Raw genomic sequence first — 16,770 nt, 5'->3', positions numbered from 1 at the left:
CGTCCGGAGGCGCTGAAAGGCCTGGCTCCCTATGCAGCAGAAACAGGCAGCAATGAAGCGGCAAAAAGAACGCGCCCGGCAGGAAAGGCAGCGCGAGAAAGACGCGAACCGTCTCGCGCGCCGCAAGGAAAAGGGCCTCGGTGATGGCGGGTCACCGGGGGAGGATCCGGACATCGCAGGGATCGTCCCGGGGCCACAGCCTCCCATCACCGAGTGAAGCGCGGAGCGCGCGCCGAGGCGCGGACAGCGCCCCGGCCGCCCCTCGCGGACAGCGCCCCGGCCGCCCCTCGCGGCGTACGCCGTCCCGGGCGATAAGCGCCCGCCCTACGCCTCGGGGCCACGGTACGTGGCCGTGGCGACGTAGCGGAGGACCCGGGAGCAGCACTCGCCACCACAGCTCCCTCGACAGGCGCATTCCCCCTCGAACCGCGCCGTGCGCGAAGCGAGGCCGCTCAGGATTTCCTGCGTCACGTCGTAGCCGCCGTTGTCACACGAAGAGTACGAGCACGGCATTTCGAACAGCGCATGCGCATGCTCGACAACGACGCGGCGGATGTACTGCGTCTCATTCATGGCCGAATTGGGCCGGGTCTCGCGAATTTCCAGGTTCAAGCTCGTGAGCTGCGGCACCTTCTGAAGGAGCTTGCCGGCCGCCTGCTCCCGCTTCTCGCGGAGCAGCATGCGCTCTTCCCGCTCGATATTCCGGCGACGATTCGCTGAATACATCGATCACCTCTGTCCTGCCGGGCAGGAATATATCAATCCCCCTGGCCCCTGTTCAGTATAGCGCAGGCGACCGGTCGGCGCATGCACAATCTGGGCTCTCCACGCTGTCGGCGCGCTGCATTCGCGGCCTCATCCACGGCGAAAGAGCGTGACGGAAGACCGCCCGGATCAGGATCTGGCAATCCGGGAGCTCGTCGAGCGAGCGGGAGGGTACGCGCACGACCAGCGCATGCGCACGAGCGCATGCGCACGACTGGAGAGAGGACCTTCGTGAGAGGCAATGAGCACCTGCCGTCGTATCTCCGGGCGAGCGGTTCCATCGCCGCAAAGAGGCCTTAGGTTGCTCCCGATATGCACGAAGAAGCCCTGCGCGACCCGCCGCGGTCGCCTTCAGAGGAGGCTTCGCACCAGCAGGAGCAGCGGCTCGCGCGCGCCGCGGCGCTCGCGGCGTGCGCGCCTGTGCCCGCCCGCATCGGCAACGCCCTCGCCGGGACCGCCGGGTGGACGGACCCGACCCTGGTGAAGAGCCATCGATTCTACCCGAAGGGCGTGTCGAGCCCGGCACAACGGCTGAAGTTCTACGCGTCCCAGTTCCCCGTGGTCGAGGTCAACTCGAGCTATTACGCCCTCCCGGGTCCGGGGATGGTGGCGCAGTGGGTCGAGCGGACTCCGCCTGATTTCGTGTTCAACATGAAGGCGTTCGCGCCGCTCACCCAGCACCCCGTGGAGCCCGTCCGCCTCCCCCCGGACGTCCAGGGCGCGCTGCCAGCCTCGCTCTTCGATAGGCGGCGCCTCTACCCGACAGACCTGCCGGCCGAGGTCAGAGACGCGCTCTGGGAGCGCTTCCGGCTGGCGCTCGATCCGCTGCGCCAGGCGGGCAAGCTGGGGTATGTGCTCTTCCAGTTCCCTCCGTGGTTCACGGCGACGCGCGGCAACGTGCGTGTCATCGAGGATTGCCGGAGGCGCATGGACGGGCTCCCGTTCGCCGTCGAGCTCCGGCACGGGTCATGGGGCATGCCTGGACGCATCGAGCGCGTCGCGGACCTCCTCCGAGATCTCGGCGCATTCTACGTCATCGTCGATGAGCCGCAGGGCAAGGACAACAGCATGCCTCCCACCGCCCTCGTCGCCGATCCTCGCCTCGCCGTGGTGCGCTTCCACGGCCGGCGCGAGGAGACCTGGGACGCGCCCGTCGGCGTGAACGAGAAGTTCAGGTACATCTACGACCCCGTGGAGCTCGCTCCCTGGGCGGAGACCGTCGCTCGGCTCTCCCAGGAGGCAGAGCAGGTGCACGCGATCTTCAACAACTGCGTGTCCGACCATGCCGTGGTTGGCGCCAGGGGGCTCATGGCCCTCCTCGCCCGCAGGGCCGCCGCGCTGGCCGACGAGACCGCCCCGGTCCCGGCAGGCTCGGCCGTCCACTGAGCCTCGCGGTCGCTGCGTCCCTGTCGCGGGCGCTGCCTCCGTGTGCCGCTGCGGCCTCCGTGTACCGCCATGGACACCGCATCTCTGGCGGGCGCACGCCGGCCGCAAGGCGCTGCCTGCGGCCCGTCACGGCGCCGCGGCGGCCAGCGAAACACGGTAGTCTCAGCCCTGATGATGCAGTCCAGAGCGGCGGGCGCTCCCCGCCTCGCAGCGCCACCGCGCAGGTCGCGGCGCGCGGCCGCGCTCCTCGCTGCGCTCGCGCTCGCCCGCTGCGGCGGCGCGCCGCCCCGATCTGCGCCGCAAGAGCGCGGCGCGCCCGCGGCGGCGCGCCCCCCGCCGCCCGCGCCCGTGCCTGCCCGCTGGGTCGACGCGAGCGGCGCGACCGCGATCGGGCCCCGGGTCGCCGGTGGCACGCTCGCGCTCGTCGGCGGCCAGCGCGTCCTCGTCGGCGCCGACGGCGCGGCACGGCCGGAGACCGCGGCGTGCCCCGAGCCCCTGATCGAGCTCGTGCTGGTTCCGTCCGCAACCGGCCCGCGGCTCGTCGGGCGCGGAGTCCACGGTGTCTACCGGTTCGATGACCCGCTCGGCGCGCCCGCGGTCCTCGCCCGGTCCGAGACGGACCTCCAGCGCATCGGTGGCGGGCCCGCCGTCGTCGCGGTCTGGGACGCCATCGCCGACTCCCCGATCTTCCTCGACATCGAGACGGGACAGCCGCGCACGCTGCCGGGCTTGCCCGCCCTGCCGCTGCGCGCCCTCGCGTTTCGCGACGCGCGGCAGGGCGCCGGGCTCTTCGAGGCGGCAGGGCTCGCGGTCACGGCCGACGGCGGCGCGTCGTGGCGCCCTGTCGCGCCGTCGCCGGGTGGGGACGGAGAGGACGGCGACCCCGCCGCGCTGCTCCGCGTCGCCGACGTCCGTCTGCGCGACGGCGCGCTGATCGCCGTGACGCAGGGCAGGGCCTCGTCGTCCGGGCAGCGCGAGGCGCGGATCCTGGTCGCCGAGGCGCGGCTCGGGCCCGCGCCCGCCGACGATGCGCCCGAGCCCGGCCCAGGCGCGCCCCTGCTCCGCTGGATCCGCGCGACGGGGCGCCACCCGCTCGAGGCGGCGATCTCTAGCGGCGCGGTGTGGACGTCCGCCGCGATCACGGCGAGCCACGGCATCCTCACCCGCGTGGATCTCGCCACCGGCGCGCTCCACGAGGTCGCCCCCTTCGGCCGCGGCGACTGGCTGAACGTCTGCGGCGTCGGCCGCGCGGGGCGAGCGGCGTGGGTAGCCTGCGCGCTCGGCGAGGGCGGGCCGGACGGCCGCCACGATCCGTTCGGCGTGCTCCAGGTCAAGCCCGACCGCCCTCTCGGCAGCGAGCCCCCCGTCCTCGTGCGGAGCGGCGAGGCCGAGCTCCGCGTGTCCCCGAGCGGCGGCGCCCTGCTGCTCGCGCCGTGCGACGCGGATGACGAGGGCAGCGTGTGCGTGCGACAGCCGAGCGGCCGGTGGAGCACGGTCCGCCCGGGCACGGACGTCCGCTGGCGCGGCGCCGGCGCGCTCGCCGACGGCCGGATCGCGATCCTGCGCGGGCTCTGGGACAGCGACGTCGCGCCCCGCGACGAGCCCGCGCCGCGCGGCGACGGCCGCGAGGGCGCCTCGCCCGGCGCCCATGTCGCGGTGATCGACGCCGGCGGCAGGGAGGCTCCGCTGCTCCCGCTCGGCTGGCTGCGCGGCGGGGGCGACGACGTCAACGTGGTCAGCCCGATCGAGGAGGGGCAGGACGGCGCGCTGTCGTTCGTGGTGGCCGACGAGGCCGGAGAGCTCACCGCCGTCGTCCTTTCCCCCGGCGGCGAGGCCTCGCGGGCTCGCCTCGCCGGGGCCGCGCACGCCGTGGTCCACGCCGGCCGCGGGATCGCCGTCGGGGAAGGGAAGGTGCTCGCGTCGGATGACGCCGGCCGCACGTGGTCGCCCATCGAGATCCCACCCCAGGCCGCGGCGGAGATCGCCCGGAGTGGCGACCTGCTCGCCGAGCCCGGGATGCTGTCCGTGAACGAGGCCGGCCTGAGGATCTCGACCCACCTCCGCGTCGGCTGGGGGCCGCCGCTGCCCGCGCAGGGAGCGCCGCTCCGCGGTCCTGCGCTCGGGGCCGCGCCGCTCCTGCCGCTCCGCTCGCCGCCGTCCCCGGCGCTGCCGGAGCGCGCGCTCGCCTGCACGACGCAGCCGGGGCCGCCGCTCTCGCCGGCGGGCCTGCCGCCGCCGCGCAGCACCCAGGAGGCGCTCGCGCTGCTCGCCCGCGACGTGAAGCCCGGACCGGACGGCCAGCGGCGCGTCTCGTCGGTGAGCGACAGGCGCTGGGGCCAGCTCTCCACCGTCGCCGCGCTCGAGGTGCGCTCGCCCGACGGCGCTGCTGCCAGAGGCGCCGGCGCCGATCTCCAGGCGCGCGGCGCCTCCGCTGCGCCGCGGGCGACGTGGACGCTGCGCTGGCTCGACCCGACCGAGCTCCAGGCCAGGGTCCGCTCGTGGACGGGCCCGGCGCCCGAGGGCGTCGGCCGGGACGCGATCCTCGCCCGGTTCGCGGCGTCCGGGGGCCGGATCCTGTTCGGGGTGCGCGCCTCGGGCCGCGACGTGCTGATCCAGGTGAGGCCGGGCCGCGGCGCCGAGGTCGCCGAGGTGCCGCTGGAGCTGATGCCCGAGGCGGAGGTCGCCTTCAGCGAGGCGCCGGATGGCCCCGTCGCGTGGCTCCGCGGGGCGTCGCTCGTCGCGTGGTCCTCCGGCGAGGCCCCGCGGCCGATCGCCTCGCTCGCGAACCTCGGCGAGCCCGCGCTTGGGCAGCCGACGAGCGCCGGCGTGCCGCTCTTGCTCAGCTTCCACGGCCTGACGCTCGGCCGGACGGTGCCGATCCCGCCTGCCGCGACGACGGCGCAAGGTGCGACCGCGAAGGCCCCGCCGCTCCTGCCGCTCGACGGCTGGGAGATCGTCCCGAATGTCCGCACCGAGCTCACCCGCATGCCGGCGTGCGCCGCGCGCCCGCCCGGCGCGCGCTTCCTGCTCGATCGGGCGAGCGCGTTCGCGACGGTCGATGGCCGCCGCGCGCCCGCGAGCACGGCTGTCTATGACGTCCGTGTGTCAGGTCGTGACGTTTGCGTGGCGAAGATCGCCGCGCTGATGGATCTGGAGCGGCGGACCGACGGCCAGCTCAGCGCGGGCCCGCTCGCGTTCGTTCGCGCCGATCTCGCGGCCCGGCGCGCCGAAGGCGGCGATCGCGGGATCGGTCAAGGCGCCGGGAAATTCGGCGGAACGGAAGGCACGGCAGCGGCCAGAGCAGCGGCGAGATCCGCGCGCCGCCTCGCGTGCTCGCTGCCCGTCCGGCCTTGAGTTTGCCCTTCTCGCGGGGAGCTTCGCGCTCGACGGCCTACCCCCCGCGCGGGTATATGTTCGCGCCCTATGTCCTCTCCGGAGAATCCTCGTTCCTCGCACCGCCAGCTCGGCGACGGCGTCGAAGACCAGCTCGTCCCGCTCGCCGCGCTCGACCCGCTGAAGATTGACTCGTTCGACGATCTGCTCCGCGCGATGAGCAGGACCGCGTTCAGCGGCCGCGCGCTCGGCGAGGCGTGCGACGTGCTCGAGGCGATGGTGCGCGACGAGGACTGCCTCGTCGTGGCGACGTTCTCCGGCGCGATGACGGTCGCCAAGATGGGCGTCGTCATCGTCCGGATGATCGAGGCCGGCATGATCGACTGCATCATCAGCACGGGGGCGCTCATGGCGCACGGGCTGAGCGAGGCGGTCGGCCTGACCCATTACAAGGCGAACCCGGGCATCTCCGACGAGACGTACTTCGAGAAGGGGTACAACCGCGTCTACGACACGCTCGAGATGGAGAAGAACCTCAACGCGATCGAGGTCTTCGTCCGGAAGGAGCTCGACAAGCTGGACCCCGGCTCTCCCTGGTCGAGCGAGATCATCTGCCGCCAGCTCGGCAAGGCGCTGGCGGAGATGGGCGACTCGCCGGGCGTGCTCCGGAGCGCGTACCTCCGCGACGTGCCCGTCTATGTGCCGGCCTTCACCGACAGCGAGATGGGCCTCGACGTCGCGACGTGGATGCTGCGCAAGGTGAAGGCGCAGCACGGCGACAAGCCGGGCTTCGACGTGTGGCGCGAGGCCGTGCCGCCGCCGTACAATCCGTTCCTCGATCTGCTGAGCTACGCCCGCCTGGTCCGCAAGAAGAAGCGCCTCGGCATCTTCACCATCGGCGGCGGCGTGCCGCGCAACTGGGCCCAGCAGGTCGCGCCGTTCTACGACATCGTCGGCGATCGCCTGGACATCGAGGTCGATCACCCGCGGTTCCAGTACGGCGTCCGCATCTGCCCCGAGCCTGTCCACTGGGGCGGCCTGTCCGGCTGCACGTACTCCGAGGGCGTGAGCTGGGGCAAGTTCACCCCGCCGCAGGAGGGCGGGCGCTTCGCCGAGGTGTACGCGGACGCCACGGTCGCGTGGCCGCTCCTTGTGCGCGCGCTGCTCGAGCGGCTCGGCAAGATGCCGAAATGAAATAGAGTAGGGGGAGGAGGTCACCGTGCTCGCCCCCAAGCGCCGCCCGCCGCGCACCCACTGGGTGCTCCTCTCCCTGGCCGCCGTCGGCGGCGCGCTCGTTTCCGCTGGCTGCCCCTCGCCCGAGGAGCGCGCCTGCGACCGCATCTGCGACTGCTCCGGCTGCAGCGAGGCGAGGTACCTCGAGTGCGTCGACAAGGCGGAGACCGCGCGGGCGGCCGCGGTGAAGGCGAGCTGCACCGGCTCCTTCGACGACTACGTGACCTGCGTCGAGGAGGAGCTCGAATGCAAGGACGAGAAGTACCTGTTCGACGGCTGCGACAGCCAGCGAGATAGCCTCCGTGGCTGCGGCATCTCCATCTTCCGCACCGTCTGCGAGGACGCCAACGACGTCTTCATGGCGTGCGGGCTGGGATTCCCGTTCTCGACCAACCCCGACGACTGCGTCGGGTCGATCGTGTGCAACGCCCGCTGCATCATCGGCATGTCCTGCAATGGGCTGAACGGGATCGATTTCGAGGAGTCGCAGCGCTTCAACGAGTGCACGAGCGCCTGCTTCAACAAGCCCCAGGGCCCTGAGGGAAGTCTCCCGTCGCCCGATCCCGCTAGGGGCCCGCGATGAAGCTGTCCTGGTAGCCCGGGTCCTCGACCGCGAGCGCGGCCGCGGTGGCCGAGAGCGGGCGGATCGTGTCGAGCATGACCGCGAGCTCGCTCGTCTCGCGGGCCCCGAGGCTCGCCTCGTACGCGCCTGGGTGCGGCCCGTGCGGGACGCCGGCCGGATGGTGCGAGATGCTGCCGGGGCCGACGCCGCGGCGCGAGGTGAAGTTGCCGCGGCAATAGAACAGAAACTCGTCGCAATCGACCGACGCGTGGGGGTACGGGCAGGGGATCGCCTCCGGGTGGAAGTCGGTCGGGCGCGGCACGAAGCTGCAGACGAGGGCGCCGCGCGCGGCGAACGTCCCGTGCCAGTCCGGAGGCAGGTGCACGAGCCCGACGCGCGCCTGGAAGCGCTGGATCGGGAACGCGAACGGGTACACCGCCCCGTCCCAGCCGACGACGTCGAGCGGCGAGCGCTCGAGGGCGAAGCCGTGGAAGGCGCCGCCGCGCTTCACGACGAGCGCGCGGATGCCCTCGTCGAGGGGGCCGACGAACGTGGGCCGCCGGAAATCGCGGTGCGAGTACGGCGCGTCCATCCGCAGCTGGCCGACCTCGTTGCGCCACTTGCGCGGGAGGTGGATGTCCGCGGCCTCGATCGAGAGCCACCGCTGGGGCGCGGCGTCCGGGAGGAAGCGGTAGAAGAGCCCCTTCGGGATGACGACGTAGTCGTCCTGCTCGAAGCGGAGATCGCCGAGCATCGTGCGCAGGACGCCGCCCCCGTGGAAGATGAAGAACAGCTCGTCGGCGTCCGCGTTCGCGAAGTACACCGGATCGGCCGCGTCCGGCTGGACGAGCCCGATCACCACGTCGTCGTTGAAGAGCAGCGGCACGCGGCAGTCGACGGCGGGCCCGCCCCGCCGCGGCAGATCCTGCGACCGGTAGTGCCGCTTCGCCAGCGGGCGCGCCGGCGCGGCGACCGGCAGCGTGAAGCCGTGCGCGGCCTCCGCGACCCGGTGCTCGTGCGGCCGGCGCTCGTGGTAGGCGATCGTGTAGGGGCCGTCGAAGCCCGCCCGCGTCAGGCACTCCTCGTAGCGGAGATCCCCCGCCTCGCTGCGCAGGGCGATGTGGTGCTTGGGCGGGACGATCCCGGCGACGACGCGATCGAGCATCAGCCGTGCCCCCCTGCCTTCTGCTGCCGCTCGATGCTCTCGAACAGCGCCCGGAAATTGCCGGCGCCGAAGCCGCGATCCCCCTTGCGCTGGATGAGCTCGAAGAAGAACGGCCCGGCGTCGGGATCGCGGTGCGTGCCCGACGACTCCTTGAGGAAGATCTGGAGGAGGTACGACCTCGCGCCGTCGCCGTCGACGAGCACCTCGAGCTCGCGCAGCGCCGCCGCGTCCTCGTCGATCTGCCCGATGCCGAGCCGCTGCAGGCGCTCGGGCAGCATGTCGTAATAGGCGGCCGGGGTCGGCATGAACTCCACGCCCCGGCCGCGCATCGCGCGCACCGCGGCGAGGATGTCCTCCACGGCGAGCGCCACGTGCTGCACGCCGTCGCCGCGGTGCTCCTCGTTGAAGACGTTGATCTGCGAGCTCTTGAAGTGCGGCCGGTAGGGCTCGTTGTTCGCGAACTTCACGCCCGAGGCCGGGTCCCACATCACGGCCGAGCGCAGGCCCGAGCCGTGAGTGGCGTCCTTCGCGACGTCGTTCGTGTGGAACGCGATCTGCCAGAACGGCTCGAGCCCGAGCACGTGCTCCATCCAGAGCAGGGCGGGCGCCATCGTCTGGAAGTTCGAGGTGATGTGATCGAACCGGGCGATCCCGAAGCGGTTCTCACCGCCGCGCGGCGCGTCGTAGGCCACGCAGCCGGGGAACAGCGCCCGGTAGCCGCGCCGCTCCACGAAGCGAAAGGTGGTGTCGCCGAACGGCGTCGTGATCGAGAACGAGGCGAAGGTGCCGCCTGCCTCCGTCACCCGATGGACCTCGTCGATCGGCGTGCCCCCGCGGCCGTCGAGCAGCCGGAAGGCGCGGTCGATGTCCTCCACCTCGAAGATGACCGTGCCCACCCCGTCGGGGTGCTTGCGCAGGTAGCGCCACGCCCGCCCCCCCTCGCCGATCGGCTGCGAGCAGACGACGACGCACTCGCCGGCCTGGAAGACGACCGAGCGCTGCGCCGCCGCCGCGGTGAGCTCCGGCGAGCTCGCGGCGATCTCCTGGAAATCGAGCTTCTCCGTGTAGAACCTGCGGCTCCGCTCCAGGTCGCGCACGTAGTAGTGCAGCGCCTCCACGCGCTTGATGCCGATCGACTCCACCTTGGCCATCCGGGTCCTCCGTCGCGAGGGGTAACGCAGGGGCGAGCTAGGCGACCGCGTCGACCTGGCGGTCGGCGTGGGCGGCCTGGAACGCGGGCAGATCCATGCACGCGGCCTCGATGCGCGTGAGGGTCGAGAGCGGCGCGAGGTCGACCTCGTAGCGCCGCGCGTTGTAGAGCTGGGGCACGAGGAACACGTCCGCCACGGTGACCTGGTCGCCGACGCAGAACCGCCCGGAGAGCTCGCTCGCCGCCGCCTGGAACGCGGCGAGGCCCGAGGCGATGAAGCGCCGGCCGAAGGCCTTCTCGTCGCCGCCGAGCTCGTCCCTCACGTACTTCAGCGTGGCGGTGTTCTGCATCGGCTGCGTGCCGGAGTTGATCATCTCCACGAGCTGCCGCGCCCTGGCGCGCAGGTACGGATCCGCGGGCAGGAGCGGCGGCGCGGGGAAGAGGTCCTCGAGCAGCTCGATGATGGCCACCGACTGGGACACACGCCGGACGGCGCCGCCCTGCTCGAACTCGAGCAGGGGCACCTGCGCCATCGGGTTCTTGGCCCGGTACTCGTCGCGGAGCTGCTCGCCGCCGTCCCGGACGAGGCTCACCGGCCGGTACGCGTGCTCGATGCCCTTGTGGGCCAGGGCGATGCGCACGCGCCAGCTGCACGAGCTGCGCCAGTAGCCGTAGAGCACGAGCCCCTTCACGGCGGCGCTCATCTGGCCACCACCCGCTGCGCGATGCGCCCGAACAGGCTCTCTCCCGCGCGATTCAGCATCTCGATCATGATCGTGTCTCCTGGCTTCATGAACGGCGTCCCGGCCGCTCCGTCCGAGAGGATCTCGAGCATGCGCCGCTCGGCGAGGCAAGACACGCCGCGCGCCGGGTCCTCGTTGGAGACGGTGCCGCTGCCGAGGAGCGTCCCCGCCGTGAAGCTGCGCGTCCTGGCGATGTGCGCGATGAGATCGAAGAACGAGAAGTGCATCTCCGGGCCGGCCTCGGGATCGCCGATGAGCGCGCCGTTGTAGGTCGAGCGGAGCCGCAGGTGGACGCGCCCGTCGCGGAGCGAATCGCCGAGCTCGTCGGGCGTGATCGCGAACGGCGAGAACGCGGTGGCGGGCTTGGAGCAGAAGAACCCGAAGCCCTTCGCGAGCTCGGCGGGCACGAGGTTGCGCAGCGTCACGTCGTTGGCCAGCAGGAAGAGGCGGATGTGCCGGTGGGCCTCTTCGCGGCGCGTGCCCTGCGGGGTGTCGCCGAGGACGACGCAGACCTCGGCCTCGAAATCGAGGCCCCAGGCCTCGTCGTGCAGGACGATGTCGTCGGTCGGGCCGAGGAGGACGCCGGAGCCGCCCTGGTACACAAGCGGATCGGTCGTCAGCGTCTCGGGGGGCTCGGCGCCGCGCGCCTTGCGCACCAGCACGATGTGGTGGATGTACGCCGAGCCGTCGATCCACTCGTAGGCGCGCGGAAGCGGCGCAGCGAGCTCTTCCGCGACCAGCGGCGTCACGGCCGCCTCGCCGAGCTCGATGTCGGCCGCGATGCGGCGGAGCGCGGGCTCGGCGCGCTCCCAGTCGTCCAGCGCGGCCTGGAGCGTGGGGAAGGCCTCGCCTGCAGGCGTGTAGGCGAGGCCGTCGCGGCGGACGACGACGAGCGTGCCATCGCGGCCGGGGCCGCGGAGAGAGGCGAGCTTCATGCGGGGGCGAGCTCCTCGTGGTCGTACGGTGGTCCCATCGTCTCCGCTTGACAAGCACGAGCCCGCTCACGCCTGCTACGGGATGCGCCCGCACGCGCGCTGCGCAGCGAGCGAGCGAGCGGCTGAACGGATCTGCATGACTACCGGACTGGACGTTTTCTCGACTCTCCACGACCTTGTGCGACGAGCCATGGAGGGCCTCCCCGGCGCGCGGCGCGGGAGCCTGCTGATTCGCACCGGCCGGCGCCTCTCCTGCAAAGCGATTGTCGGGCTCGATGGCCTCCTGCCGGGCCGGGTGAACATGCCGTCCGACGGCGGGGTGCTCAGCGCGTCGCCTCCGTTCGGCCCCGCCGCGGCGCCCGAGGCGGCGCACGGCCCGTGCCTCGTCCCCGCGGCCGCGTGGTACCAGGCGCACCTGCCCGAGCTCGCGGAAGCGCCTGGCTGGCCGCTCGACGGCGTCCACGTCCACGTCGTACCGGTGCCCATGTTCGGCGCGCCGGGCGCCTACCTCGCCCTGGAGCAGCCGGACGCGGCGCCGCTCTCGGGCTCGTGGCGCGCGCTCGTGGAGTCGATCGCGGTGAGCGTCGGCGTCGTGCTCGAGCGGCGCGGCCTCTTCGAGGAGAAGGCGCAGAGCGCCCAGGAGCTGCGCCTGCTCGAGGAGGTGCTGAGCTCCGTCGCCGAGTCGGTCGATCTCCTCGAGCTCATCGAGACGCTCGCGGACGGGATCCGGAGCGTGCAGACCGGCCCGCGCTGGAGTGCGATCGACCTGGCCATCCTGGAGGATGCTGGGGGCGAGGGGCGCGTCGCCGATGGATGGCGGGGATCCCACGACGCGAGCGGCGCGCGAGGCAGGCCGATGATCCGCGTCTACAAGGCTCCCCGCCGGCCGTTGACGGCGTACTGGAACAACCTGCGGGACGGCGCGCTGGCGGCGGGGCGCGATCTCCGGGTCGGGGTCGAGTTCAGGAGCGTCATGTCCGCCGACGCCGCGGCTCAGGAGGCGCTCCTCGAGGAAGGGATCCGCCGGCGGGTGGACGGGATCGCGATCGCGCCCATCGACCCCGTGGCGCTCGAGCCGGCCATCGACCGCGCGATGGCGGCGGGTATCCCGGTCATCACGATCGACACGCCGGCCGCCCCAGGCAGCCGGTCGTTGCTCTACGTCGGGACCGACAACCGGGCTGCCGGGAGGATCGCGGGCGAGGCGATGCTGCGGCTCATGCCGCAGGGAGGCGAGATCACCGTCCAGGCGGAGTCCTTCGCCGTGCCGAACGCCCAGGGGCGCATCGAGGGGTTCCGCGAGGCGATCGCCGGCTCGTCGGTCCGCGTGGCCTCGCTCTCGGAGAACCTGTTCGATGTGGAGAGCGCGATCGCGCTCGCCGTCGACGCGGTGCGGTCGAACGCCGGCCTCGCCGGCGCCCTGGGTGTGTGCAGCGAGAACGGCCCCAGCTTGGGGCTTGCCTCGATGAGGCTCGGGCGATCCGGCGATCTCAAGGTGGTCGCCTTCGATCTCGTCACCTCGACGATCGCGATGCTCCAGGACGGCGTGATCCACGCGGCGATCGTGCAGCGCGAGTACGACATGGGGTACCGCGGCGTGCAGGCGCTCTACGAGATGGCCACGCGCGGCGTCGCGGAGGCCCTCGCGGATCTGCCGGCGTCGCGCTGCATCGACACGGGGGTCGACCTCGTGACCCTCGAGCGCACGCCGTTCTCGAGCGCCCTCTCGGATCACCTCGCCTCGAGCTCCGCCCGCAGGATCGCGAGCCGCAGGCTGGGCGCGGGGGGGCACGAGCGCGCGCTCGATTTCCTGGTGATCGGCATGGCCCAGCGCGAGAGCCTCGTCGACGACGAGCGCGCGCCCGTCACGGACGACTCGCTGGTGAGCCGGGTGATGCGCTCGTGCAGCTCGCTCGTCATCGACACCGCGTCGAGCGAGCACGAGCACCTCCGCGACGTCGCCGAGGCGCGCCGGAGCGGCGCGCGCACGCTGGTCGGCGTGCCGCTGCTCTCCCGGGAGGCGGTCCTCGGGGTCCTCGTCCTGGCCAGCCCGCAGCCCGACGCGTGCTCGGCGACCGACCTGGCGCTCGTCGAGCGCGTGGCCGCGGTGGCCGCCGTCGTGATCGAGAACGCGCGGCTCCTGTCGCGGATCAAGGAGCGGACGAGGGCGCTCGAGTCGCTGAGCAGCCGCCAGGAGGCGCTCCTCGAGACGATCGCCGCGATGTCGAGCCCGGTGGTGCCGATCGCGCGCGGCGTCCTCGTCATGCCGATCGTGGGCGCGCTGGACACGCACCGCTCCGGCCGCTTCATCGAGGCGATGCTGAAGGAGATCTCCGAGCACCAGGCGCGCGTCGTGATCATCGACGTCACCGGCATGGCGGTGGTCGACGCGAGCGCGGCGAACCACCTCGCGCAGGCGGCGCGCGCCGCCGGGCTGCTCGGGGCCGAGGTGGTGCTCGTCGGGATCGCGCCCGAGGCCGCGCGGCTCATGGTGGAGCAGGGGCTCGATCTCGGGGCGATCGTCACCCGCTCCACGCTGGAGCTCGGGTTCTCGTACGCGCTCGGCAAGACGGGCGGGCGGGTCGTCCACGGGCGCCGCTGAGCCGCGGGCGCCGCCGTCGCGCAGCGGCGCTCCGCGCGATCCTCACCGGTCCCGGTGGAGCGCGACGGCGGCCGCGACCAGCGCGGCGATCGCGGCGACGTCCACGTCCTTGGCAGAGCGGATATGGAGGTTCCTGGCCTGCTTGGCTTCGCCGGTGAGCATGCCGTTCGGATCCGGCAGCTCGGCGCCGCGCTCGAAGCCGAGGGTCACGCCGAAGCGCTGCGGGGCGAGCCAGCAGATCTTGTGCTGGTCGCCGCTGCCCATCCGGAAGCTGACGAGCCGCCAGCCTGGATAGACGTGCTCGTGGACGTCGGGAATGATGCGGAGGAGCAGCTTGCGCACGCGCAAGGTCAGCTGTTGCGCTGCAGGGGGGTACTCGCTCAGCAGAGCGGCCACGGCCGGATCGTCCGACACAATCAATGACGGTAAGTCGACGTTCACGGAGACGCAACCGGCTGTGCCTCGTCGCGTGACGTCGCATGACGTTCTGGCTCGGGCGCGGCTTCCGTTGCGGGCGGTCAGGGGTGGAGTCGCTCGCGGAAGAAGGCGAGGACGCGCGAGAGCGCCTCGCGCGTCGGGTGGCCCGCGCGGTCGACCAGATCGCGCGTCAGGACCGAATGGGCGGTGCGCGGGATCCCATGGGGGTTGCCTGGGGACGAGTCGATCTCGATCCTCTCGAAGCCGTCGCCGAGCTCGGCCCGGAGGCGGTCGAACCGCTCCTTCGGGCACATCGGATCGTGGGTGAAGCGGAGCCCGAGCACCGGGGTACCGGCGGCGACGCGCTCCTTGACGGCACGGAGGCCGTCGTCGGAGAGGTGGAGCCCGGCGCGGCGCTCGCGCGAGAGCGGGAAGGGCAGCGACGGCTGGCTCAGCACGGGCGCCGCGATGGCGGGGTCGACCATCAGCGCCAGCGCGAAGTTGCCCGTCAGGCACATGCCGATCGCGCCGACGCCCTTGCCCCCGAGCTCCGCGTGGACGTCGCGGCAGAGCGCGCGCAGCCAGTCGGTGATCGGGCTCGCCTGCCTGGACGCGAGCACGTGGAACTCGCGGCTGATGCAGGCGCGGCCCAGCTGCTCGACGATGTAGAGGGGCGTGTCCAGCTTGCCGGGCGTCCCGAAGAGGTGGGGCACGAAGACGGTGAAGCCGGCGTCCGCCACGCGCTCGGCGAACGCCGCGACCGACGGGGTGATGCCCGGGATCTCGTGCATGACGACGACGCCCGGGCCCGCGCCGCGGCGGTAGAGCACCCGCGCCACGCCGTCGTGTGAGAACTGCGTCTCGGTGAAGCCGGGGAGCGACATGGCCGCCATCATCGCCCGTCGCACGACGCCGGGGAAGCGGCGGCCGGACGGCTGGCGAGCGGCTCCCCCGGCGATCGCTCGGCCGCTCGATCTCGCCGTCCTTCGATCGCTCCGCTCCTCGGATCACTCGGATGCAGGCAGGCCCCTCGGCCGTTCGTCCTTGGCGATCCAGACGGTCTTGACGTTCACGAACTCGCGCAGGCCGTACGAGGAGAGCTCGCGGCCGTAGCCGGACATCTTGATGCCGCCGAACGGCAGCCGGGGATCGGACACGACCATGCCGTTGATGAACACCTGGCCGGCATCGAGCTCGTTGATGAGGCGCTCGCGCTCGTCGGCGTCGCGGGTCCAGGCGCTCGCCCCGAGGCCGAACCGGGTGGAGTTCGCCATGTGGATGGCCTCGTCGAGGTCGGTGACGCGGAAGACCGCCGCGACCGGGCCGAAGAGCTCGTCGTCGGCGGCGGGGGAGGGGCGCTGGACGTCGGTGAGCACGGTCGGCGGGAAGTAGTTGCCCGGCCCCCTCAGCCGCTTGCCTCCGGTGAGGAGGAGCGCGCCCGCGGCCACCGACGCCCGCACCTGCTCCTCGAGCTCCGCGGCGATCTGCGGCGTGGCGAGCGGCCCGACGTCGACCGACGGATCCATCGGATCACCGACCCGCAGGCGCCGCATGGTCGCGACGAAGCGCTGCTCGAACTCGGGCGCGATCGACTCGTGCACGATGAAGCGCTTCGCCGCGATGCAGGACTGGCCGTTGTTGATGATGCGCGCGCGGATCGCGGTCCCCACGGCGGCGTTGAGGTCGGCGCTCGGCAGGACGATGAACGGATCGCTGCCGCCGAGCTCGAGCACCACCTTCTTGAGGTGCTTCCCGGCGTGGGCGCCGACGCTGCGCCCCGCGTTCTCGCTGCCGGTGAGCGTCGCGGCCGCGATGCGCGGGTCGGCGAGGAGGCGCGGCACGACGTCGGTCCCGGTGAGCAGCGCCTGGAAGACCCCTTCCGGGAAGCCGGCCCGGCGGAGGATGTCCTCGATCGCGAGCGCGCAGCGGGGGACGTTCGAGGCGTGCTTGAGCAGGCCGACGTTGCCGGCGATGAGCGCCGGCGCGGCGAAGCGGAAGACCTGCCAGAACGGGAAGTTCCACGGCATGATGGCGAGCACCACGCCGAGCGGGTGGAAGGCCACGTAGCTCCTGCCCGCGTCGGTGGCGACCTCTTCGGGGGCGAGCAGGCGCTCGGCGTTGTCGGCGTAGTAGCGGCACGCGGTCGCGCACTTCTGGGCCTCGGCGATGGCGGAGCCGATGGTCTTCCCCATCTCGAACGTCATGAGCTGCCCGAGCTGCTCCTTCTCGCCGTCCAGGATGTCGGCTGCCCGGCGCAGCTTCTGGGCCCGCTCGGCGATCGGGGTCTGCCGGAAGCTGCGGAACGCGGCGTGCGCGCGCGCCACCTTCTGCTCCAGCGCCGCAGACGAGAGGGGTTCGAACGTCTCGATCGTCTCTCCGGTCGCTGGATTGATCGTCGCGATGGCGGTGTTCACGGATGTGCCTCCTCTTCGAGCGTCGCGGGCCGCGGCTCGTCGCCAGCCAGCTCGGGGCGCGCCGA

The 16,770-nt window shown here is 72.5% G+C and carries 14 protein-coding genes; 6 read left to right on the top strand and 8 right to left on the bottom strand.

From position 1 onward, the window contains the following. The first annotated feature begins 31 nt into the window (after positions 1-31). A complete protein-coding gene (locus WMF39_RS32550) occupies positions 32-217 on the top strand; it encodes a hypothetical protein (protein WP_437740368.1) in 186 nt (61 codons plus the stop codon). 107 nt (positions 218-324) lie between these two features. On the opposite strand, the gene WMF39_RS32545 is transcribed toward WMF39_RS32550, so the two are convergent. Then, the gene (locus WMF39_RS32545) at positions 325-681 is read right to left on the bottom strand and encodes a hypothetical protein (RefSeq protein WP_437740367.1); all 357 of its coding nucleotides are present in this window, start codon (positions 679-681) and stop codon (positions 325-327) included. Between the two features lie 396 nt (positions 682-1,077). Between WMF39_RS32545 and WMF39_RS32540 the strand changes: the two genes are divergently transcribed. The 4 genes from WMF39_RS32540 to WMF39_RS32525 all read left to right on the top strand — a co-directional run bounded on the left by WMF39_RS32540 (position 1,078) and on the right by WMF39_RS32525 (position 7,300). Further along, a complete protein-coding gene (locus WMF39_RS32540) occupies positions 1,078-2,151 on the top strand; it encodes a DUF72 domain-containing protein (RefSeq protein ID WP_437740366.1) in 1,074 nt (357 codons plus the stop codon). Between the two features lie 171 nt (positions 2,152-2,322). Next, positions 2,323-5,505, top strand: a complete 3,183-nt coding sequence (locus tag WMF39_RS32535) for a hypothetical protein (protein WP_437740365.1) — start codon at positions 2,323-2,325, stop codon at positions 5,503-5,505. 69 nt (positions 5,506-5,574) lie between these two features. Next, positions 5,575-6,678 (top strand): deoxyhypusine synthase family protein, encoded by a 1,104-nt coding sequence (locus WMF39_RS32530; protein ID WP_437740364.1) that lies wholly within the window; start codon positions 5,575-5,577, stop codon positions 6,676-6,678. Between the two features lie 25 nt (positions 6,679-6,703). Continuing rightward, positions 6,704-7,300: a hypothetical protein gene (locus WMF39_RS32525; RefSeq protein WP_437740363.1), complete on the top strand. Its 597-nt coding sequence runs from the start codon at positions 6,704-6,706 to the stop codon at positions 7,298-7,300. Here WMF39_RS32525 and WMF39_RS32520 read toward each other — a convergent pair. The 4 genes from WMF39_RS32520 to WMF39_RS32505 are packed head-to-tail and all read right to left on the bottom strand — an operon-like array spanning position 7,284 to position 11,272. Next, complete coding sequence (locus WMF39_RS32520; RefSeq protein ID WP_437740362.1) at positions 7,284-8,444, bottom strand: homogentisate 1,2-dioxygenase; 1,161 nt, start codon at positions 8,442-8,444, stop codon at positions 7,284-7,286. The genes WMF39_RS32525 and WMF39_RS32520 overlap by 17 nt on opposite strands. Further along, the gene (locus tag WMF39_RS32515) at positions 8,444-9,595 is read right to left on the bottom strand and encodes a 4-hydroxyphenylpyruvate dioxygenase family protein (RefSeq protein ID WP_437740361.1); all 1,152 of its coding nucleotides are present in this window, start codon (positions 9,593-9,595) and stop codon (positions 8,444-8,446) included. Before WMF39_RS32515 ends, WMF39_RS32520 begins: the two co-directional genes overlap by 1 nt. Positions 9,596-9,632: 37 nt before the next feature. Further along, positions 9,633-10,298 (bottom strand): maleylacetoacetate isomerase, encoded by a 666-nt coding sequence (maiA, locus tag WMF39_RS32510; RefSeq protein ID WP_437740360.1) that lies wholly within the window; start codon positions 10,296-10,298, stop codon positions 9,633-9,635. Then, the gene (locus tag WMF39_RS32505; protein ID WP_437740359.1) at positions 10,295-11,272 is read right to left on the bottom strand and encodes a fumarylacetoacetate hydrolase family protein; all 978 of its coding nucleotides are present in this window, start codon (positions 11,270-11,272) and stop codon (positions 10,295-10,297) included. Before WMF39_RS32505 ends, maiA begins: the two co-directional genes overlap by 4 nt. Positions 11,273-11,462: 190 nt before the next feature. Between WMF39_RS32505 and WMF39_RS32500 the strand changes: the two genes are divergently transcribed. Beyond that, the gene (locus tag WMF39_RS32500; RefSeq protein WP_437740358.1) at positions 11,463-13,874 is read left to right on the top strand and encodes a substrate-binding domain-containing protein; all 2,412 of its coding nucleotides are present in this window, start codon (positions 11,463-11,465) and stop codon (positions 13,872-13,874) included. A gap of 42 nt (positions 13,875-13,916) precedes the next feature. Here the strand turns inward: WMF39_RS32500 and WMF39_RS32495 are convergent, their stop codons facing one another. The 3 genes from WMF39_RS32495 to WMF39_RS32485 all read right to left on the bottom strand — a co-directional run bounded on the left by WMF39_RS32495 (position 13,917) and on the right by WMF39_RS32485 (position 16,705). Continuing rightward, positions 13,917-14,270, bottom strand: a complete 354-nt coding sequence (locus WMF39_RS32495; protein ID WP_437740357.1) for a DUF1801 domain-containing protein — start codon at positions 14,268-14,270, stop codon at positions 13,917-13,919. A gap of 122 nt (positions 14,271-14,392) precedes the next feature. After that, positions 14,393-15,175: a dienelactone hydrolase family protein gene (locus WMF39_RS32490; protein ID WP_437740356.1), complete on the bottom strand. Its 783-nt coding sequence runs from the start codon at positions 15,173-15,175 to the stop codon at positions 14,393-14,395. A 123-nt stretch (positions 15,176-15,298) separates the two neighbouring features. After that, positions 15,299-16,705 (bottom strand): NAD-dependent succinate-semialdehyde dehydrogenase, encoded by a 1,407-nt coding sequence (locus WMF39_RS32485; protein ID WP_437740355.1) that lies wholly within the window; start codon positions 16,703-16,705, stop codon positions 15,299-15,301. Between the last annotated feature and the right edge of the window lie 65 nt (positions 16,706-16,770).

The organism is Sorangium sp. So ce1504 (assembly GCF_051521635.1).
In the GTDB taxonomy this organism is placed as follows: Bacteria; Myxococcota_A; Polyangia; order Polyangiales; family Polyangiaceae; genus Sorangium; species Sorangium cellulosum_B.
The sequence above is the reverse complement of the archived record's forward strand: the minus strand, read 5'-3'. Positions and strand labels throughout refer to the sequence as shown.